The sequence below is a fragment of the uncultured Flavobacterium sp. genome (genome assembly GCF_951805225.1).
GTDB lineage: Bacteria > Bacteroidota > Bacteroidia > Flavobacteriales > Flavobacteriaceae > Flavobacterium.
This window is the reverse complement of sequence record NZ_OX638201.1, coordinates 5,848,263-5,869,023: the sequence shown is the minus strand read 5'-3', so window position 1 is coordinate 5,869,023 and position 20,761 is coordinate 5,848,263. Positions and strand designations below refer to the sequence as shown.

Below are 20,761 nucleotides of genomic sequence, written 5' to 3'. Positions count from 1 at the left end.
AGAATATTAAAGCTTATTTTTTCTTATTAGGAAAGAAAAACTCCGTAATACCTTTTCTTCCAGAACCACTACTTTTCCAATAGTCTCCAGATTTACCACGCCACAGCCTTAAACTACTGTGCTTCGTTTGTCCTTTTAACATAAAATCCAATAACCCCATAATTTATTTATTTAAGTTTATTCAAAAATAGAGATAATTTAAACCATTTCAAAAGGACTTATACGATGATTATAAAATACTAAATAAAATATTTTTAAAATGCATAATCGTATGCTCCACAAAGTATTCATTCTAAATGTCACGTAAATACCTCTTACTTTACCTCAAATTTAAAAGCACTAACTTATTATGAATAGTTACCAATTCTAGCATCGATGTTTTTAGATCGTCTGGCATATTATTAATTTCTTTTTGTTTGGTATAAAACTCATTTTCGTCTTTGTAATGTGTAATACTCACTAAAAGATTTTTATCCTGAAAAACAGGTAACCTTGGAAAATCATTTTCGCTCATTTCACTCACCCAAAGCGTAATATCTTCTATTTCTGATTTTTTAAGAAATGGAATATACGTAGTCTCAAATAAGTCGATAACCTTCTCGAGTGTACTATTACAGATATAAAAATCGACGACCGAAAATGTTTTATCCGTCTTTAATAATTTGCTATTAATTGCTGTTTTTAAAGGTTGCAATAAATAGACATTATCCGAATTTATCATCATCTCATTTGCGCCTTTTCCGTGCTCTTTCCAAGTTGTGCTGTTTAGATAAAAATCATTCAAAAATTTGAATCTCGTTTTCATATCTACAAAACCACGAAACCAAACAAATCGATCGTTTACGTTATTAATTTTGAATTCGCCTAATGTATATCCGCCAAGTTCATTCATTGGAGAAACAAATTTCGAATGAAAATAATCGCCAAACTTATCCGTTAAATTTGGTTTTAAAAGATAATTCCGAATCTCTAATACTTCTATATTTTGTGAATTTTGTTGGGCTGAATTATTCATATTTTCTCTTTCAAATTTAGATTCATTTTTTTCTAAAAGCCTTTAGCAAATAAAGTAACTTACTATTTTTTATTACAATATCGATGTTTAAAACTACGTAAATCTTTCTAAAACTTCTCTGCAATAAGCAATTCATTAATTTCGCTTAGCAATTCAAATTCATCTACAGGAAACAACTGAAGCACAACTTCCAGAATTAGCGCCACATTTATATATGGATTTTTGATTGTCTTTGAGATTTCCGGTGCTTCAGAATCCAGTGCCAAAATACATAATTTAAGCATATTTGTAATAACACAACCGAGTTCTCCGTAATTTGATAATTTGATTTCGGCAGTATAAAATTCTGTTTTATCACTTGGCGCTTTTAAAGTATTTAGATACCGATTCATTAGTTTTCTAAGATATTCTAAGTCTTTAATTTCTTTTGCTTCCATAAATTATAAATTAAATTACTTTCCCTTTTTATGACAATTCAAATTTCATCTTATTTTTCCTAAAAAAGGTTATCTTATATGATAACCCCTAAAAACAAACTGATTTTCAATAGTTTAAAAAACATAAAAGACTCTACTAATTATAATTACGATTCGCAAAAACAAAAAAAATGCGCAAAGTCAAAAGACATTTGCGCAACTTTTATAATAACTCTCCAAAGAACGGAGAATTTAAGATATTAATTAAAAGCAACCTTGACTATTTAATCTGCAAAGTCCATCGCCGCCGCCTCCTGCATAACAGCAATAAGTACCTGGTCTTGGACAAACACCGTCAACACATGCTAAACCGCCTGCGATGCTTCTTTTTTCGTTTTTAGTTAATTCTGTAACTCCTTTTAGGTTTAAAATGTTTTTTATCATAATATAAAGTTTGAAAAATTAATTAATACCTCAATCAATTAAAGACACTTGGGGCTTTTGTCTATCCTTGCGCAAGAATTCTTTATATATTTTTACAATTTAGATTAAATTACTTTTAACGTTCTTGATTTTTTCAAAAGAACATTTACGAATTATTTTATTAGGAACTTAACCAAAGATATACAATTATTTCTTACAAATAATACCTTTTTATTTTCTGTATATAAATTATAGAAATCCTTTTAAACTCATAATAAGACGATTATATTGCTCTGGTTTAGATTTTTCAATAGTTCTTGTTATTGAACATAATTAGGAAAAGTTGAAAAAATTCTTTCAGTTTTGTGCAAAAAAGTTCCGGAAATAGGTAATTCATTATTTATTTTTTTTCTGCTTACTTTATCTTATTCATTCGTTTTCAACAGGTTACAATTCTAAAATTGCTTGTCATTTACTTAGAAAAAACATCACAATAATTTAATATATGTTTTCTCAATATGTGCGTTTATGTTAGTAAATGTTTTTATAAATTTGCAATTTTATACGGAAACCCGTTATTTTCAATTTAAAATTATGACTTTCACATAAATACCGCAACCAACTAATTTGAAGTCTTTATTCAAAAAATAAATAATACCCCTAACTACAATTAAATCCAATGCTTAAAAAACACAAATCCCAAATTCTATTTTTCATTCTTTTAAATTTATTCTTTTCCATCAATGCATTTTCTCAAAAAAATGTTTATGCAGGAATCGAAATCGGACGTAGAGCAATTAAAGTTTCTGTCTTGGAAGTAAATAACATCAAGAAAGCCGACTATGAAATTCTATATTTTGCAAATGAGAGAATTAGTCTTGCAGATCATATTGCTGCTTCGGGCGAGTTGCCTCAGGATGATATCAACAAAGTAAGTATTATAATTGTTGATCAATTGAAGAAAATCAAAGAGGAATTTAAACTTCGCGAAGAAAATATCTTTATTGTAGCTGCGCCTGTTTTTTCGTCTGCTCGTAATATTGATGTTTTAAAAAATAAAATTAGTTCGCTAACTTCTAAAAGTTTTGACATTATTAATGTTAACGAAGAAGCTAAAATGTTAGTTAAAGGTGCAATTCCACCAGTTGATTATGCTAACGCTTTATTGCTTGATATTGGTGCTCAAACTACTAAAGGCGGCTATATTGATGAGCTTGAAGACAACAAATTAGAGTTTATTCCTTTAGAGCTTGATTTTGGAACAATGACGCTTACAGATGCTGTTAAAAAGACGGTTGTAAATCCAAACCAAGTGAATGATATGTCAACGTTTCAGGAAAAATCTTTTGATTATAACCCAGTGTTACGTAAGAAAATCAAGGAATTATTGGATGCAAATCCTCTTTTATTAAAGAAAGAAAAAATCTATTTATCAGGTGGAGCTGTTTGGGCATTTGCAACGCTTTATTATGATGAAAACGTTAAGAATCATTATATTCCATTAACGCTTGAAGACGTTATCAATTATGATGCAATCCTAAAAAATAACTTTGTGAAGTATACAAACCTTGCTAAAACCAATAAAGAGATGGCAAGAGTTTTGAGTACCTATGACCAGAAATACCTTATTTCGGCAAATAACATTCTACAGAACTTTTTGGAAAGCATTCCAAATTTAGAGACTAAGAAAGTATTCTTCGTTAAAGATGGACAAGTAACGTGGCTTATGTCATACATCGCAGATCGTTCTAAAAAAGTAAATACTAATTTTTAAGGTATCAACTTTACAACATTACTAAACAAAGCTTCAGAGAAATCTGGAGCTTTGTTGTTTTTAAATTATAAATGAGATATTTGCGGAGTTTTTTATAAGAATCTTTTCAGAAGTATAAAAGATCATTCTTTGGCACTAACAGCCACACAACGATTTTTGTCTAACCATTCTCGCCAAAGTTTCATATCGTGATTATAATCCGCAGCATTTCTATAACCAATCATATCACTATATTCTGCTAAAGTCATAACACCACTCGTAATTGATAAATACGTCAAGGCGTCTCTATATTCTACGACTTTTACTTCTTCTTTTTGAGCCTTTTTAACTATCGCTAATTTGCTTTCATATTCATCAATTAATTTATAATTCATACTCGCACAATCTTTTGATTTGCAAGAGGAAAAAACTATAACAAAAAATAGTATTATTTTTTTCATTTTCTTGTTGTGATTTTTCTATTGTCAAACTGCGTAAATGTCTCTGACTTTGCGCACTTTTTTAGGACTTCTTGCCGAACTAGCTTGTTAATTTTCTCTATTAACTTTTATTACTTTTAAAGTTATTTGTTTTTTAGAAATTACGGTTCCGTCACATGGTTTTGGATCTAAAGTTCCTAAACCGTCAATGTCTTCATAATAACCACGTGCTAATTCTCTAATTTTTGTTTGTCCTTCATATTTTCTTAAATAATCATTTGCAGGTAAATGAATAGTTGTATTATAATCATATTTATTAGCATATAATAAGCCCGTTTTATTATCGATTTCAAATATTACATCCCATAATCCATAAATTCCAAAAAAGAAATTATTTTTTCTTTCCTCTATATCTTTTTGAATAGCTTTAAGATAAAACTCATTTGCGATAAAATTTTTTAAAATAGACTCGTCATAAACAAATTTATCTACTTTTAATCTAAGATCTGGAGCATTAATTCTTTCTATTTCAAAATATGGATGAGGTACTGTTTGCATTGCAACGTATTTTTTATCATTTATTAAAATAGCTGACATATACTTGTATTTTTCCTCAAATTCGATAAAATTCTCAATATTTTTATCACATTCATACAATTCATTTGCAATTCGTTTTAGTCTAAATTTCGGTATTACAAGAATAGTAAGTTCATTCAGATTAAATTTATTAGATATTGCTTCACTTCCTAATGTATTTGAATATTTATACATTTCCTTCTGATTATCATACATTTTTTTAATAGTATCAGTTGCAATTTTCTGATATATAAACTGATTATATGAAATTGAAATATTATTGTTTTTGTTTCTTGCTTCTTTTATCTGGCAAATTACCAAGATAGGAAAGAAAAGAAAGAGAAATGTTATTTTGGCCATACGATATATATTCTAAATATTTTAGACAAGTTCAATAAACGGTTAATATCTGATATTACAACATAAAAAAATTGCGCAAATTCAGAGACATTTGCCTTTACTTTGAATTAGATAAAAAACTTTAAATTTATTCAAAGGAAAGCAGAGGTGAACTTTAGACATTTGTAGTTAAGCACTATGCTGCGCATTAGTCCTCTGCCTTCTCCTTGAATCCTGTTGAATTGCTTCAAATAGAATGATAGACATGGCGGTCTAATAAAGGCTCTAAAGAAGTTCAACATTTTTGTTTATCCTAAATTCAAAGTTATGAAAAAGTATTTATTTTATGTTGGGATTGATGTATCAAAAGCAAAATTGGATATTAATATCCTTGACTCTTTAACTCTTAAATCAGAGCATTTTATCATAGAAAACAATATTAAAAATATTTTAATATTTATTAAAAAAATCGATAGAAAATTTGATACAAAATGTACTCTTTTTTGTTGTGAGAACACGGGTGTCTATACGAATCATTTATCAAATGTTTTAGTAAAGCTTAATTTAGATTTATGGATTGTTCCTGCTATTGAAATAAAAAAATCAAAAGGAATTTCAAGAGGAAAAAATGATAAAACTGATGCTAAAGATATTTCTTATTACAGCTATAGAAACATTGATAAATTAAAACTATTCACTTTTGCAAGCATAGATATTCAAAAACTAAAAATGCTGTATACTGAAAGAGAGAAAATGCTAAAAGCGTTATTACTTATACAAACGACCAAGGAAAGTAAGGCTTTCACAGACAAAATAATTTTTAAAGAAGTATCACAAATTAACCAAACGCTTGTCAAATCTATTAAAAATTCTATTCATAAAATTGAGTCAAAAATTAAAGAAGTCATTAAAACAAACGATCAATTATCTAAGCAAGCTCAACTTATCAAATCAATTCCTGGATTGGGAGAACAAACCAGCGTGTATTTGATTATTGCTACAAAAGGATTTACAGCTTTTAAAAATTGGAGACAATTTGCCTGTTATTCAGGTGTTGCGCCTTTTGAACATAGTTCCGGTTCCAGTATAAAAGGAAGGACCAGAGTAAGTCATATGGCAGATAAAAAAATGAAAACATTATTACAAATGTGTGCTATGACAACATTAAAATACGATCCACAATTAAAAGAATATTACAATAAGAAAAAAACGGAAGGTAAAAACTCAATGTTGGTTTTAAATAATATTAGATGCAAACTTATAAGCAGAGTTTTTGCCGTTATCAACAGAGAAACTCCCTATATCAATACTTATAAATTTGCAGCTTAATTTTTTAATATATTATTTGTTTTTTATCATAGAATGCGCAGCTTTTTTGTAAGGAACTCTTCGGAGAGCGGGGGTATTAATAACCACAATGAAGATTAATTTCTGCAACTAATTGTCTATAATTTTTCAAATTTAATGGAGATATAATCAATTTTTTATCATTTTCTAAGTTAAATACGTACCTGTAATATCCAGATGAAATTTTACCAACTTCATAAATATATGAACCGTTTATAAATTGTTTATCTAAACTTTTAATAGATGTATAAAAGATAATTTCTTTCTTTCTGGATAGAAAATAGATTTTTGTGATTTTTTTCTCTTCCACAATGAGTTTATAAAGTGATTTTAAATTATTAAACAAAACTAAACACCCTAATATTAGAAGAAAAGAAATTGGAAAAATGACATCAGCATCCTTTTTGTAATTAATCTTAACATCTACAAGTAAAACACTTAAACCAATACAAATAATTGGTAAAAAAACAATTCTCAGCAGATAAAGTTTTTCAAATTTTGAAACTACTGTCATTTTTATTTTATATGAATGTTAAAAGAAATTGTGTCCGTAAAGACAGGAGTCACATTATCATTAAACTCATATCGAACAATACTCCTAATTGTATTTAAACCTTTTTTGACGATTTTCTCCTCTACATCCAATTCACAAGGCTTTACATGTTTAAAAGTTCTATTTACTTTAGAATTATCTACAGACAAATTATCTATTTTAAAACTGCGTTTAGCATTAGGGATGTTAGCAATAAGATAACTATATTTCAAAACATCTCCTACTTTTAAATGCTGGTCATTCAAAATATTAAATTGATTTTTATGAGCGTACTTATACTGATAAGTTTCTATTTGGAAGTTACCATCATATTTAGTAACCCCTTTTTCATCAAAATAAATTGTAAAAACTGATTTTCCAAAATCATCACACATAATATATTTATCAATCAAGCCCTTTTGATTATAATTGATACTCTCTAAAGTAATTTTACTATTTTTTTTAAATTGTATTGTTTCTATTTTGCCATTATCATAATAATATAGACATTTTCCGTTTGGCTCATCATCTACGAATTGTCCTTCTGAAATTTTTATACCTTTCTCATTATAGTTAACAAACTTACCATGCATAATAGTTTTTCCGTTTCTAATCACATATTCATTTGTCCCAATAAGTTTCCCTGCTGAATCATACTCCTTTGATGTGTATATTTTTTCATTTTTAAAATATAAAAACAAGAATATCAAAGAACCTAATATAATAATAATTATAACATATTTTTTTTTCATTTTTTATTTTTTTTCCTTTTTTTGAGCTTCATAAACGTCCCTTCTAACCCAAGTCTGATTTTGTGTTTTTGGATCATACGCAGTTCTTACATATTCCGTTTCCTTTGCTTCTTTTTTATTTGTATTTTGTTCTACAGCCGCTTCCACACTCTCAGTGGCTTTCGAACCTAAATCTATACCACTAAAAACATCATTCAATGCTTCTACAAAATCTTTTCCGCTCTTATATTTATTTCCTGTTTTTTCACCACCAGGTGTAGCTGTTAAAAATGCATCAGCATCAATATTACCACCTTTTTTATTACCTGTGGTTTTTTCATTTTCACCACCTCCATTTTTTGATGTAGCAGTTGTGCCAATATCTGCATTACTTGGCTCAATTTTTTCCTTTACATAAGTATTGATACTATTTAAGAACTTCGCAGGTCCTTCTAAAGATTCCTCAAATTTCAATAATGCAAATTTCCCTATATCAGTGTTACCCGTCTTTGGATTATAAGATTGTTGCCAAGCAGTCTTCTTTTTGCTAGGTGGGTCAATAACATCATTTGGAGCCATTCCATCTGGGTCGACAAAACGAATTGGATTGTCAAAACCATAATTAAATGGACTATGTCTTCTCATTTGTTCCGCTAACGGGTCAATGTTCATCCAGCGACCAAGTGCAGGGTCATAATTTCTCATTCCATAGTCATACATGTTCAGTCCCAGTTCGTCCTGCAGCTCTTTTCCGTTGTACTTATACTTATTCGTATTTGGTGTATAATCATTATAGCCTTTATGTTTTAGTCCAAAAGGATAATAATTGTTTTCTTCAATAATTTCAAGAAGCTGTGTTGTTGGGTTTTTAGCATAACTCACTCGTACGTTTCCTAAATGATCTTTGTACTGGAACACATACGAGAGTACATTGAGTGTATTTTTAACATAACCTTCTGCCGTTGGAAAAAATTCTAAAACATTGTCTTTGTACTGAAAGCCTCCTAAATAATCTGTAACTACTGCTGTTTTTCCTGTTTCGCTTACAGTTTTCTGTATTTTCTGTCCTGCTGCATTGTAAAAATACTCAATAGTACCGCTTGTTCCAAATGTTATTTTCTTAGGTAAATTCAGTTGGTTGTACTTGATATCTGTAATGTTTTTGTTTTTGTCGGTGATCATATTACCATTACCATCATAGGTATAATCATCTCCTGTTTTATTCAAATCATTAAATCCGCTGGTATTATTAGAACTGTCATCTACTTTGGCCAGTTGGTTTGAATTTGTCACAGGACCATAAACTAAATTGTCAATTATTATAGTACCGGTCTGTGGGTCTATATCTCCTTTTCTGAGCAAGGTCACAATATTACCATTTTTATCATACGTCAGGTTCTCATCATAGGCACTGGTGGTTAATCCGCTCTTTTCGTAAATCGAAGTTTTTAATCGGTTGAGTTTGTCATACGTATAACCATAACCTCTGTCTATATTATCAGAGCTTGTTTTCCATAGTGTCTCGGATATGTTTCCGTTATAAAGAGCCGTAACTCCTGCAATTGCTGCCTGAGGAGCATTATAACTTACTTTAAAAGCAAACAAATCTTTGGCATCTGTGCCTTGCTGCAAATTGGCTGTTTTATTAATCTCGGTCAGCCAGCCTCTGATATTATAATTAAAATCAACTTTCTGAAGTGGGCTTGCCGTAGTATTCCCTACATTTTTACTCGTCAATTGCCCCAGATTGTCATAGGTATTGGCCGCCATAAGCTGTATGGCCCCTCCATTAATTTGATGGGTATGGGTCAGTAATCGATCCTGGGGTGAGTAAGTAAAATCTTCTCTTATCACCATCTCCACACTGCCTGAGGTACGTTTATGTTTTGTTATGGTATAAATTGTTTTGCCCGCAAAATCAAGATTCGTACTGGTAATGGTAGAACCTGTTAGATAATTCACACTATAGGTTTGTATAAGCCTGGCATATTCATCATAAAACAGGGTGTTGGTTTCCCCTGCAATGGACGCTGCAGTGGTTACGGCTCTTATCCAGCTTCCTGTTGCCATAGTTTTTACGTTTGCCAAAACAGTCTGTCCTTCTATGGTTGAAGGCAGGGTTTGGGCTCCGGGAAAAACATAGTTATCATAATAATTTACCGTTAATAACTTGAAGCTCGTTGGCGCATTGGCATTCGTATAATAAGCCGCAATACCATCGATGGTCTTGGATGTGTCTTTGGTTTCAAACAAAACGGTCGCTGCATTTTGCGTATCCTGTAATGATTTTCTGATTGCCGAACTTACTGCCTGACTGCTCCAACCCGTATAAATTGGCCGGCTAAAAGCGTCATATTTGGTGATCATCCAGCCTACTGTAGTATCATCTTTAAAAGGTGAAAACGCAGGTCCGGTTGCCACGGGTCTGTCTAATCTATCATAAACAATAAACTCCCATTGTTTACCCGGTAACTTTTTCTCGACTAAACGATTCTGGCTGTCGTATTTGTATTGGTAACATAAACCATCTAAAACTGCAGAGTTTATGGTCGCATCTGCTTTTGGAGGTATCACATAAGTCAGGTTTCCGTAGATGTCATAAACATAATAAGTGTCATGGTTAACGGTTGCATCATAGGTTCTTTTAAGTACCACCTGACCTTGTTTATTTTTAAATTCTACCGTTGATCCTGATTTTTCACCCGGGCTTACGCCGGAATTCTCATCAAAAGTTACGGTTTTATATAATTCATTTTCAGCATAACTCCCTGCGTCTGAAAAAGTAATATCATACAAAAGGGTACCAATATTCCAGCTTGTTGTAGCTTTAAATAATCGTACTGCATCGGTGGTAATGTTGGTTTGATACTCTAATTTTATAGTATTCTTTTTAACATTGCTAAGTGCCCAATCATTTCCGGGTGCTGCTTGTTCTAAGACACGATTAAGCGGTGAGGGTTCAAATCTTTTTTCTGAAAATGGATTGGTTGTGTTTTCGTATTTGGCAGTGTTGTAAACGCCATTTAAATTCGTTATGGATGTAGCTGTGGCAATTCTTGAGTAAGTTGTCGTGCTATTGGTTAAGGGATAAGGTAAATATTCTTTTATTTGTCTGCCAAAACCATCATATTCAACCGGAGTCACAATATCGATATTGGTTCCTCCCTGATTTATGGCCGCAGTCTGAATTGGACGGCCTAGTCCGTCAAAATAAGTCACGCTTTGGCTCATATCATTTTTGGTCAGCGTATTGAAACTCGCCGACTGTACTTTCTTTTTAGGCGAGGCGGTGTAAACAAAATTATCATCACTGAAAGTCTGGGCTTTTACACCCCAAATTCCAACGAACAACAAAATTATTATGGCTATATATTTTTTCATCAAGTTCTCTTTTTTATTTTTTAATTTATAACAGTTACTCAAACTGATCTCTCAAGATCTGCTCTTTCACTGCCGTGATTTGCAATTAAAATGTCTGAGCAGTATTATCGGTACAATCCGTTTGCTGTCCTTTGTAATTATAACAATACTTCTGAAGCACGTTTTGATCTTTATCTTTTACAAATTTCAATCGGCCAAGATAATCGTACTCATAATAAGTCGAGATTCCTTTTGGATCTGTAATACTGGTCACCCCAACAAGTGGATTATAGGTATAGGTACTCACCATACCCTGAGTAAATGATGTTCTAAAAGTATTGAGCGCTGTTCGCAAAATCTGCTCTTTACACGTACTTGTGATGCAATTGTCATTATCGGCATCTGAGAGTGTTTGAAGATTTGCCACATAACTCGAAATCTGCGCATAAGTCGCATTTTCTACTTTAGCGATAGGCTGTGTTCTGCTGTATCCCCAGATAATTGCTACCGGCAATCCTCCCTCGGGTGTGTATTGCAGAACATTTCCTTTGTCATCGTATTTATCAAAAGTGATTTTTTTATCGGTTGCAACAAGATTACCGGCTCCTTTATTGGAAGAAATATATTTGGGCACTAATAAATTGCTGGTCTCGGCGCTATTCTCATAAGTTGTTTTTTGCTCTGATAATTTCGTTGTACTGTTAAAGGTCTGGGTATCCAAAGGTATACCGATCATGAATTTAGAAACCATTTCTGCTCTAAAGGGCTCATTTGCCATTTCAGGATCTGGGGCATAGAAATATTTTGTCTCCAAGGTTTCAAGACTAGAAGATTTAGTCTGCGATCTTTTTAACTGATAATTCGAATCGTAATTGTAAAAATAATTCGTCGTCTTTTTATGTTCTTTTGCGTTTTTTAAAATCTCTGTCTCTACACTGCTATATAGATCAACTGTTCCGCCCATTGTATAAAAAGTTCTATAGGAATTAACATCATTAAAATTAATTGATCCACTAGAACTTACACTTAAACTAAAAAAAGCCATAGGAAAAATAAATTTTCTTCGATGCATTAAGTAACCGTCTATATCCAGCATTTCTGCCATATTCCTTACATCTGTCATCATATCTCCGTAAATATATTGGTTTACAACTGTCTTAACCAATGAATAAGTACCCGCATTATTCGAATAATATTTAATATTTAACGGCATTCCTCGCAGCCACTCATTATCAATAGGAGGATAGTAAGGAAACTTGTAATATGCACCACCCGCATCTAAAGGCATTGTAAAAGTATATTCGGTTTTACCAATGTTATTCCCTGCTTCTCCGTTAATCTCGGTAACAACAGAATAGCCCAATGCATTTCCCTGAAAATTAGTCAAAGGACTTCCTGCCGTTGCGCCCATCTGACCTACGACCGGAACATCACGAACCATTCTCTCTACATAATACATATTAGGTATCGAGAATGTCGTGCCTGACGATTCTCCAGAACTATCCAAATATTTGTAAGTTTTAGAAGTTATACCTCCCACATTATCATCCCAAACAATACGTTTGATTCTTTTACCTGCGGCAAATAATATTTTATTCAAAGGGTCTACAGCTTGTAGTATTGGTTCTTGTTCCCAACTTAAAGTAACCGAGAAAGCGTCAGTTTCAAAATCATCCGGATTACGACCAGCATCTGTTTTAGGTTTATACTCCAAAACATAATCTCCAGGTTTTAGTAAAATAAAGCCTCTGCCAATATACAAGCTCCCCATAAAGATTCTTGGACTCACTCTATAAACAGCCACTTCAAAAGGACAATTAGCATTATTAGATGTTGTACTGCATGAAGTAGTAGTACCCCCAAAAATTGTATTCGAATTTATAGTAGAGACTTTATTCGGATTGGGATCATATACCGTAAAAGTTTTTGAATATATGCTATTACTATATAAACTACCATCCTTAAATACATTAGCCACTTGATGAATAACAGGAGAAGTAGCATTCAGAAGTAATTCTTTGTAAAAATTTGGCGCGATAACGATATTGTGCTCATACTCAAAAGAAGCACTTCCTCCGGTAGGATAAATAATTTTCTTTAACATTCCGGCCTGAGAGGCAATAGTGTCTACTCTCCTGTCATCACCCTCAAAAAATGAAGAGTATTCTCCATTATTTTTAGCATTATAATATCCCCAGGCATCTTGTGCTGTTGAAAATCTATTGGGTAAAACCTGAGGATCATATACAAAAGAATGTTTTTTACTTTTACTTATTGCCGAAGGTGAGCCTTCAGTAAGAATAGATTCCAGGAACAGTCTTTTTTTAGACTGCGGTTCTGTCGTTCTTAAATGAAACAATGCATTAGTATCTTCGCTGTTGGTATACGTATAATTAAAAGTATGTTTGACCCTTACAATATTGTTTATATCAAAGACTTCTATTTTTTGTAAAGCATAGCTGGACTTTAAATCTTCTCTTTCTGTTGCGAATTTGGTAAAAACCACTTTTCCTTTATCAAAAGTAATGGTCTTAATATGATACTGGTCCATAACAATTCTGGAAAAATGGCAATTTAGAGCCGATGAAGGACCATCGTCAAAACTTCTCGAGAAATAATTGGGTTGGTCTTTTGCATATTCAAATTTAATCTGTTTGTTGCTTGGAGTCACAATATCCATTAACTGCCACGCATTGTTATATGGACTATTTCCACCAGATACAGTTTGAAGACCTCCATTAGAAAGAAATAGGTAAGAAGAGGTTGATTGTGGTCTATCTATAGCGGTTCTTAAACCATCTTTAGAGGTACCAAAATAATATTGGATTCCATCTTTATCCGTTATGATCCAGCCTTTAATGGTATAATTGCCTGTTGTTTGATAAATAGGTACAATCTTAAAATCACTATATTTTTGAATTACCGGTAATTTTGTTTTCTGATCAAACATAAATTTACCTGAAAAATTCAAAAAATTAAACATAAAAATATCCGGCTCCATATCCATCAAATTGTCTGAGTCTATACCGGTTGTGCTCCCATCATAAACTCTTTGTCTTGTTGCCTGAGTTGTAAAAAAGGTATCGTAAAAATTTTCAGTCAGATAGCCATGGTTACTTTCATCTGCCGGTCCTCTCTGCTGTCTGGTAATAACGCCTCCTGCATTTAAAGCCCAGCCCGTACCAACCTGAGAAGCCATTTCGCTCACCTGAACCCCTCGTGCATGATAAGAAACTTGAATAGGCAGGTTTATCTCTCCCGATTCAATAGTGTAAAGCGGCACTGAAATATTCGGCAATCCTGTGTAATGCGAAACAGGTACTTCTACAAATTTTCCCAGTGAAGCGGCTTCCGGTGAAGGAGGAACAATTTTAGGAACGAAGTCATTTTGTGCCAACCCTTTTGTTGAAACGATCAAAATCATCCCCAGACAACAAAAGATTTTAACCTTACTTTTTATAGCTGTTGTATTCATTTTATAATTCTAATTATATCTTATTTACTTGTTATTCTTTTAATCACTTTTACAGACTCGGTTTTAACATCTGTTTTAACGTTGATGATGTAAATCCCTTCTGCATAAACGCTTAAATCTACTGGTACAGTTCTGCTGGAAATACTGAAGTTCTGCAGCGTTCTGCCTGTCATATCCACAACACTGACTGTTCCTGAGGTAAAATCATAACCTATAATGATGTTGGTATAAGTCGATACCGGATTAGGTATAGCTTCCAGACTCGATCTCACTTTTTCGATTTTTGTTTTGTCTTTGAGTTTTACAACCCAAAAATCATTTCCTCCAATATTGGAGTTTTTATCTTTTGAAGCCCCTGAATTTGACGTTCCTGCCATTAAATATCCTCCATCTCGGGTTTCGATCAATTTTCTTAGGATGTCCTCACCTGCACTTCCAACGGTTTTATTCCACAGTTCTTCTCCTTTTTCATCAATCTTTAAGGCGATATAATCATTGATTCCGTCTTTTTCTTTGGCAACAACGTTGGCTAATTTCCCAACGACACCTTCTCTTGGAACCCTTCTTTCGCTTTGGGCATATCCGCCAATTAAATACGTATGGTCTTTGTTTTCTACCAGTGAAGTCAAAATATCCACTTTCCCAAAATCGTAGGTTTTACTCCAAACTACTGCTCCTTCTTCATCTAATTTAAAAATCCAGTAATCGGTTCCGTTTCCAACAATTCCACCCAATGAAGTAAGCGGGTTGGTACTATTGGAGTTGGCTCCTACAATATATCCGCCATCACTGGTCTGATGAATTACATAAGGCTGGTCATCGCCATCTGCTCCATAGGAATTTTGCCATTCTATAACTCCAACATCATTTATTTTTATAACCCACACATCTCCAGTCCCTTTATTATTCTCTGTTTTATCACCAGATCGTGATGAAGTGGAATATCCTGCCAGAATAAATCCATTATCGGTGGTTTGCTCCATACTTCTAAGTATATCTGCATATTCTCCTCCGTATGTTTTTTGCCACTCAATAACACCTTGTTTATCCAGTTTTACAACCCAATAATCCATGTTGCCTCGGCTTTTTTCGGATTTACTGTATAAATCGGCTTTGGTAGTGGTTATTGATTTTGCATCAGGCATGGCAGCTGAAACAGGTTGAGGACTCGAGCTTGAAGATCCTCCTAATATATAACCTCCGTCTCTGGTCTGAAAAGCGCATAATAATTCATCCGAACCATTCCCGCCAATTGTTCGTTGCCATTGCTCTGTTCCTGAAGCATCCAGTTTTATAACCCAAAAATCCGTAAGTCCTTTAGAGTCTTCTGTTTTTTGAAAACCGCTTGCCGAGCTTGAAGTTCCTGCCAGAATAAAGCCGCCGTCTTTTGTGTTTTTGATACTCTGAAGTAAGTCAAATCCGCTTCCTCCAAAACTTTTCTGCCAGTCAAGTTCTCCTTTTTCGGTCATCTTCCACACCCAATAATCAAGATCTCCATGATTATCGTCTGATTTATTTCCTGTTTTATTCGATAATGAACTTCCTGCCAAAATAAATCCGTAATCGGCTGTTGGCTGGGCATCAAAAAGATAATCTGCATGCTGTCCTCCGTAGGATTTTTCCCAAATAATATCCTGAGAATAAGTAAGTAAAGGCAATAAAAGAGGAAGTAGTAGGTAGAGTTTTTTCATTCGTTTTTTAGATTTCAAACTGTTTTTGGCTGCAAATCTAAATGATGACTATGTTAAATTTTTACGGGTTTCCTCATTTTGAAATTCTTTTTATACGCCTTTTAAAAAAAATGAGCAAAGACGCCACTTTAGAGTTAATAAAACTTATCAACTTCATTTATTTTTTAAAATTACCCTAAAATTATTCTTATAATTACCTCATCGAGACTATTAATAAATTGTTCTTCTTAAAATTTGAAACATGGTTTTCTGCAAGTAACAAATTCGTAATTTCTATTAAATAAAAAAAGCGCAAAGTCAGAGACATTTGCGCAATTTTTATAAGAAACTCTTCAGAAATCGGAATCAAATAACATAGAATATCTTATTCATACATTTCAGGCTTAACGATATATTCTGTTACGAATTCTCCGTTTTTATCTGTGTAATGGTAATTCACAGTGACTTTATTATCTCGGAATGATTTCATTTCGGGGCTGTTTTTTATATTTTCTAAAACTCCCGGGAAAACATATTTTTTTACAGTATCCAATTTAACCTGAGCTTTGGGTATATCCAAAATATAATTATACTGAACCGTTTTATTCGGTAAAGCAACAACGTTTTTCAAAGTAGTATATTCATCAACTCTCATCGGGCATCTTTTATTCATTTCGTTTGCCGTTTCGGTAAGTTGTTTATCAATCGATGGGTTAAATAAAGTTTGTGTTGCAAAAAACATAACTACAAAACCCACTATAAATCCTAAAAATGTTTTAAGGTTAAATTTCTTTTCTGGTTTATCAGACGTTTCTTTTTTGATTTCAGGAGTTATATTTTCTTTTTCGTTGCCAGACAATTCATAACCACAAGTAGCGCAATATTTTGAACTTGAATCATTTTCTGCTTCACATTTTGAACAAATAGTCTTCATAAGCTTTGGCTTTTTGAATACTAATATAGCTTTTTCTAGATGTATCTGAAAGTTTAAAACCAAAAAATGCGCAAAGCCAAAGACTATTGCGCATTAAAAAACAATTAACTCTATCGACAGAGTCAACTAAAAAAATCTTACTTCAGGAAATAATCGGCATCGATTAATTGGTTTCCTGTATCGTCATAAACAGCATAATTAAAACCACCCTGAATACAGTAAGAACCATATTCTCCGGCTTTGTTCAATGCGATAAAACCTACCTGAATATCTTTTAAATCTTTATTTCTGTTCTTCGTCAATTTTATAATTCTTGCTACAGCTTCTTCACAGGCTTGTTGAGGCGATTTTCCTTGTCGCATTAATTCAACCACCAAATGACAGCCCGAAATCCTGATTACTTCTTCGCCGTGACCTGTTGCCGTTGCTGCGCCAATTTCGTTATCGACATATAAACCTGCGCCAATAATTGGAGAATCTCCTACCCGACCGTGCATCTTAAAAGCCATTCCGCTTGTGGTGCATGCTCCCGAAAGATTTCCGTTGACATCCAAAGCAATCATTCCAATTGTATCGTGATTTTCAATATTCGCAATTGGTTTGTATTTACTGTCTTTTAGCCATTCTTTCCATTCTTTTTCGGATTCTTCTGTTAGCAGATTTTCTTTTTTGAAACCTTGAGATAATGCAAATTGCAAAGCGCCATCGCCAACTAACATTACATGAGGCGTTTTTTCCATTACAGCTCTCGCAACAGAAATTGGGTGTTTTATATATTCTAAACAAGCTACAGATCCTATATTGGCGTTTTCATCCATAATACAAGCGTCCAACGTTACACGACCATCTCTATCCGGACGTCCGCCATAACCTACGCTTCTTTCTTTTGGGTCGGCTTCCGGAATTTTAACTCCGGCTTCGACAGCATCCAAAGCAGTTCCGTTCTTTTTTAGAACTTCCCATGCAGCAGCATTTGCAGGGATTCCAAATCGCCAGGTTGAAAGTACAATTGGCTTTTTTCCTTTCTTCGAAACTATAATTTTTTCTTCTTCTTCAGAATTTGAATTGAAAGATTGCAATGCCACAGCAACTGAAGCTATTGCTGCCGTTTTTATAAAATTTCTGCGATTTGAATTTGTCATAATAAATAAAATTTTAAACCATATAAGTTATGTAAGATCATTTAAGCTGGCTGTTTATTGCTACTCAAAATTAAATCATATTAGTTATATAAGCGCAGTAAAGATTTTTTAATATGAACTTATATAACTTATATATTTTAACTAATCTAAGCTGTATAAAGCAAACTTGTAGCGCCTAATAACGCTGCAATTTCATTATCTGTAGAAACCGAAACATTGACTTTACTTCCTGATTCTTCTAATTTCTTATTGAAACTCGGTAAGAAAAACTCGCTTGCATTTGCAATTTTTCCTCCAATAATAAAACTATCTGCCGAGAATTTCTCTAACCACGGAATAACAATCGCAGCTAAATCTTCTCCCATTTTTTCAAACGTTTTTATTGCTACTTTATCTTCGGCTTTAGCCAAATTAAAAAGCTCTAATCCGTTGTTTATTTTTTTTCCGCTTAAAGCGAAATAACCAGCGATAAGTCCGCGTGCAGAAACATAATCTTCGGCAATTCCGTGTCTGTATGGCAGATCATATATTTCCCCGTCTTTTGGTACTAAATCACCTGTATTTATAGATTCTCCTTTGTCAATAAAACAAGCGCCAAGTCCTGTTCCAAGTGTGATTGCCATTACTTTTTTAGAAAGATTATCAGCATCTTTAAATACTTCGCCTTTGCCAAAACAAACAGCATCATTTTCAAAAAGAATCGGAAAATCATTCGAAAGATTCAATTTATTCTGAAACAAATCCCGAACATTTAATCCGTAAAAATGCTCGTATTTTGATTGTCCTTTTATCCAGCAAACTCCCTTTTCATAATCAAATGGTCCCGGCATGCAAACTGCCAATCCAGTTGTGGATTCTACTTTAGAGTTTTCGATAGAAGTTCTGATTGCTTTTTCCCAAATTGTCATTACTTCTTCTACTGGCAAATTAGAATCAAACGACTCTTTATGCAACGAAAAATCAATCACTTTCATACCTACAATATCTATAATCGCTGCGGTAATATGTGTACCTCCAATGTCTAATCCAACGGCATATTCTTTATTCATTCTTTTGTATTTTGGATTTGAATCACTAAGAAACCAAGAGAAAACTAAATATAATTTTCAATTCACACTTAATCTCTTAATGGTATATTTTTAGTTTTTTAAATGTTTTTGTCTTTTAAAATTTGTGGATAATGAATACTCGTATGAACAATCATTTCGCCAAATAATGTATTCGCCCAAGCAAACCATTTTCGGGTAAACTTGGTTACATCATCTTTATGAAAAGATTCGTGCATAAATCCTGTATCGGCGTTTGTTTTGATCAAATTGCTGATGCAATGTTTTATTTCATTTTCATCTACACTTGTAATCGCTCTTAAAACAATACTCATTGGCCAGATTGTATCTGTTCCGGTATGTGGTCCGCCAACGCCCTCGCCTGCTTTTCCTTTATAGAAAAACGGATTATTTTCTGAAAGCACTACTTTTCTAGTATTCAAATAAAGTTGATTATCCGGCTCAATTGCGCCTAAATAAGGCAGCGATAATAAAGACGGAACATTGGCATCATCCATCATATGGAAACTTCCGTATCCGTTTACTTCAAAAGCAATGATTTTTCCGAATTTTGGATGATCGATAATTCCGTTTTCTTCTAATCCTTTCTGAACTTGTCCTTGCAATTCTTTGGCTTTAGCCACTAAATTATCGTCTTTTAATGCTGGCAAAGAGAAAATTTCCTGAAGATATCCAAGCACTTCGATCGCAAACATATTGCTCGGAATTAAATACCCAAACAACGTACTATCGTCACTTGGTCTAAAAGTCGAAACGATTAATCCACAAGGTTTTACAGGATATCCGTAACCGCTTAAAGGCACGCCATCTGTAGCCCAAGCCGTAACTCTCTGGAAATTATAAGGTCCTTTATCTGTCCAGCGTTGTTGTTCTTTGAAAGTTTGAATAACCAAAAGCATTGCTTCTTTCCACTTAGCGTCGAACAAACTGATGTCTCCGGTTTCTTTCCAATATCCGTGCGCAAGTCTTATTGGATAACACAAACTGTCGATTTCCCATTTGCGTTCGTGAATACCAGGTTGCATTTTGGTCATGTCATTTTTCCATTCGCTTACCTGATTGAAATCTTTGTAAAAAGCATTCGCATAAGGATCTAATAAAATACATTTGGTTTGGCGGTTGATTACTCCTTTTACCAATTCTGCCAGTTTTTTATCTTCTTTTACAAACGGAATGTATGGCCAAATCTGAGCTGTACTATCACGCAGCCACATTGCATCGATATCTCCTGTAATTACATAAGTATCAGGTTTTCCATCGATGATTTCAAAATCTACAGTTGTATCTAATGTGTTTGGAAAACAGTTTTCAAACAACCAAGCCAATTCCGGATTTGCGATTTGCTTTTTGATTCTCACAATTGCTGCTTCAACAGCTTTACTCGTAAATTTTCTTTCGGCTAAAGGTGGTCTTTTCGTAATAAAATCTTTTAATGCAAAATTGAAAGCATCTGAATTCATTCCGAAAACATCGGTTTGAAGTGCCAATAATCCTGCTGAAAAAATTCCTGTGTTTTTTATAAATTTTCTACGTGATTGCAT

Annotated in this window: 16 protein-coding genes; 2 read left to right on the top strand and 14 right to left on the bottom strand. The window is 33.1% G+C overall.

The genetic code is table 11. The features are described 5' to 3' along the window. Nucleotides 1-319 precede the first annotated feature (319 nt). The 3 genes from WN975_RS24485 to WN975_RS24475 all read right to left on the bottom strand — a co-directional run bounded on the left by WN975_RS24485 (nucleotide 320) and on the right by WN975_RS24475 (nucleotide 1,875). Nucleotides 320-1,015 carry a hypothetical protein gene (locus tag WN975_RS24485; protein ID WP_337968762.1) on the bottom strand — a complete coding sequence of 232 codons (696 nt, stop codon included), beginning with the start codon at nucleotides 1,013-1,015 and terminating at the stop codon, nucleotides 320-322. A gap of 107 nt (nucleotides 1,016-1,122) precedes the next feature. Continuing rightward, entirely contained in the window at nucleotides 1,123-1,452 is a 330-nt protein-coding gene (locus WN975_RS24480; protein ID WP_337968761.1) for a hypothetical protein, read from the bottom strand. Nucleotides 1,453-1,695: 243 nt separating this feature from the next. Beyond that, the gene (locus WN975_RS24475) at nucleotides 1,696-1,875 is read right to left on the bottom strand and encodes a hypothetical protein (RefSeq protein WP_337968760.1); all 180 of its coding nucleotides are present in this window, start codon (nucleotides 1,873-1,875) and stop codon (nucleotides 1,696-1,698) included. Between the two features lie 658 nt (nucleotides 1,876-2,533). On the opposite strand from WN975_RS24475, the gene WN975_RS24470 reads away from it, so the two are divergent. Further along, nucleotides 2,534-3,628, top strand: a complete 1,095-nt coding sequence (locus tag WN975_RS24470; protein WP_337968759.1) for an exopolyphosphatase — start codon at nucleotides 2,534-2,536, stop codon at nucleotides 3,626-3,628. Between the two features lie 122 nt (nucleotides 3,629-3,750). On the opposite strand, the gene WN975_RS24465 is transcribed toward WN975_RS24470, so the two are convergent. Continuing rightward, entirely contained in the window at nucleotides 3,751-4,068 is a 318-nt protein-coding gene (locus tag WN975_RS24465; protein ID WP_337968758.1) for a hypothetical protein, read from the bottom strand. Nucleotides 4,069-4,155: 87 nt separating this feature from the next. Then, nucleotides 4,156-4,983: a hypothetical protein gene (locus tag WN975_RS24460; RefSeq protein ID WP_337968757.1), complete on the bottom strand. Its 828-nt coding sequence runs from the start codon at nucleotides 4,981-4,983 to the stop codon at nucleotides 4,156-4,158. A 306-nt stretch (nucleotides 4,984-5,289) separates the two neighbouring features. Between WN975_RS24460 and WN975_RS24455 the strand changes: the two genes are divergently transcribed. Then, a complete protein-coding gene (locus WN975_RS24455; RefSeq protein ID WP_337968756.1) occupies nucleotides 5,290-6,291 on the top strand; it encodes a transposase in 1,002 nt (333 codons plus the stop codon). 76 nt (nucleotides 6,292-6,367) lie between these two features. On the opposite strand, the gene WN975_RS24450 is transcribed toward WN975_RS24455, so the two are convergent. From WN975_RS24450 to WN975_RS24410, 9 genes are all read right to left on the bottom strand, one after another. Further along, complete coding sequence (locus WN975_RS24450) at nucleotides 6,368-6,823, bottom strand: hypothetical protein (RefSeq protein ID WP_337968755.1); 456 nt, start codon at nucleotides 6,821-6,823, stop codon at nucleotides 6,368-6,370. A gap of 2 nt (nucleotides 6,824-6,825) precedes the next feature. Next, nucleotides 6,826-7,593 (bottom strand): hypothetical protein, encoded by a 768-nt coding sequence (locus WN975_RS24445; protein WP_337968754.1) that lies wholly within the window; start codon nucleotides 7,591-7,593, stop codon nucleotides 6,826-6,828. A gap of 3 nt (nucleotides 7,594-7,596) precedes the next feature. Continuing rightward, nucleotides 7,597-10,953, bottom strand: a complete 3,357-nt coding sequence (locus WN975_RS24440) for a DUF6443 domain-containing protein (protein WP_337968753.1) — start codon at nucleotides 10,951-10,953, stop codon at nucleotides 7,597-7,599. Nucleotides 10,954-11,038: 85 nt separating this feature from the next. Further along, nucleotides 11,039-14,407, bottom strand: a complete 3,369-nt coding sequence (locus WN975_RS24435; protein ID WP_337968752.1) for a hypothetical protein — start codon at nucleotides 14,405-14,407, stop codon at nucleotides 11,039-11,041. A gap of 20 nt (nucleotides 14,408-14,427) precedes the next feature. Further along, nucleotides 14,428-16,098 (bottom strand): T9SS type A sorting domain-containing protein, encoded by a 1,671-nt coding sequence (locus tag WN975_RS24430; protein ID WP_337968715.1) that lies wholly within the window; start codon nucleotides 16,096-16,098, stop codon nucleotides 14,428-14,430. Nucleotides 16,099-16,462: 364 nt separating this feature from the next. Continuing rightward, nucleotides 16,463-17,011, bottom strand: coding sequence for a zinc ribbon domain-containing protein (locus WN975_RS24425; protein ID WP_337968751.1), 549 nt, complete (start codon nucleotides 17,009-17,011; stop codon nucleotides 16,463-16,465). Nucleotides 17,012-17,148: 137 nt separating this feature from the next. Continuing rightward, a complete protein-coding gene (locus tag WN975_RS24420) occupies nucleotides 17,149-18,153 on the bottom strand; it encodes a N(4)-(beta-N-acetylglucosaminyl)-L-asparaginase (protein WP_337968750.1) in 1,005 nt (334 codons plus the stop codon). A gap of 146 nt (nucleotides 18,154-18,299) precedes the next feature. Next, nucleotides 18,300-19,202, bottom strand: a complete 903-nt coding sequence (locus tag WN975_RS24415) for an ROK family protein (RefSeq protein ID WP_337968749.1) — start codon at nucleotides 19,200-19,202, stop codon at nucleotides 18,300-18,302. A 98-nt stretch (nucleotides 19,203-19,300) separates the two neighbouring features. Next, on the bottom strand, nucleotides 19,301-20,761 hold the full coding sequence (locus WN975_RS24410) for a glycoside hydrolase family 125 protein (RefSeq protein WP_337968748.1): 1,461 nt from the start codon (nucleotides 20,759-20,761) through the stop codon (nucleotides 19,301-19,303).

Excerpts from the sequence above, each read along its gene's own strand:
- WN975_RS24440 (WP_337968753.1), bottom strand. The coding sequence starts at position 10,953 with ATGAAAAAATATATAGCCATAATAATTTTGTTGTTCGTTGGAATTTGG.
- WN975_RS24445 (WP_337968754.1), bottom strand. The coding sequence starts at position 7,593 with ATGAAAAAAAAATATGTTATAATTATTATTATATTAGGTTCTTTGATA.
- WN975_RS24415 (WP_337968749.1), bottom strand. The coding sequence starts at position 19,202 with ATGAATAAAGAATATGCCGTTGGATTAGACATTGGAGGTACACATATT.
- WN975_RS24470 (WP_337968759.1), top strand. The coding sequence starts at position 2,534 with ATGCTTAAAAAACACAAATCCCAAATTCTATTTTTCATTCTTTTAAAT.
- WN975_RS24410 (WP_337968748.1), bottom strand. The coding sequence starts at position 20,761 with ATGCAATCACGTAGAAAATTTATAAAAAACACAGGAATTTTTTCAGCA.
- WN975_RS24465 (WP_337968758.1), bottom strand. The coding sequence starts at position 4,068 with ATGAAAAAAATAATACTATTTTTTGTTATAGTTTTTTCCTCTTGCAAA.
- WN975_RS24430 (WP_337968715.1), bottom strand. The coding sequence starts at position 16,098 with ATGAAAAAACTCTACCTACTACTTCCTCTTTTATTGCCTTTACTTACT.
- WN975_RS24455 (WP_337968756.1), top strand. The coding sequence starts at position 5,290 with ATGAAAAAGTATTTATTTTATGTTGGGATTGATGTATCAAAAGCAAAA.
- WN975_RS24480 (WP_337968761.1), bottom strand. The coding sequence starts at position 1,452 with ATGGAAGCAAAAGAAATTAAAGACTTAGAATATCTTAGAAAACTAATG.
- WN975_RS24450 (WP_337968755.1), bottom strand. The coding sequence starts at position 6,823 with ATGACAGTAGTTTCAAAATTTGAAAAACTTTATCTGCTGAGAATTGTT.
- WN975_RS24485 (WP_337968762.1), bottom strand. The coding sequence starts at position 1,015 with ATGAATAATTCAGCCCAACAAAATTCACAAAATATAGAAGTATTAGAG.
- WN975_RS24460 (WP_337968757.1), bottom strand. The coding sequence starts at position 4,983 with ATGGCCAAAATAACATTTCTCTTTCTTTTCTTTCCTATCTTGGTAATT.
- WN975_RS24425 (WP_337968751.1), bottom strand. The coding sequence starts at position 17,011 with ATGAAGACTATTTGTTCAAAATGTGAAGCAGAAAATGATTCAAGTTCA.
- WN975_RS24435 (WP_337968752.1), bottom strand. The coding sequence starts at position 14,407 with ATGAATACAACAGCTATAAAAAGTAAGGTTAAAATCTTTTGTTGTCTG.
- WN975_RS24475 (WP_337968760.1), bottom strand. The coding sequence starts at position 1,875 with ATGATAAAAAACATTTTAAACCTAAAAGGAGTTACAGAATTAACTAAA.
- WN975_RS24420 (WP_337968750.1), bottom strand. The coding sequence starts at position 18,153 with ATGACAAATTCAAATCGCAGAAATTTTATAAAAACGGCAGCAATAGCT.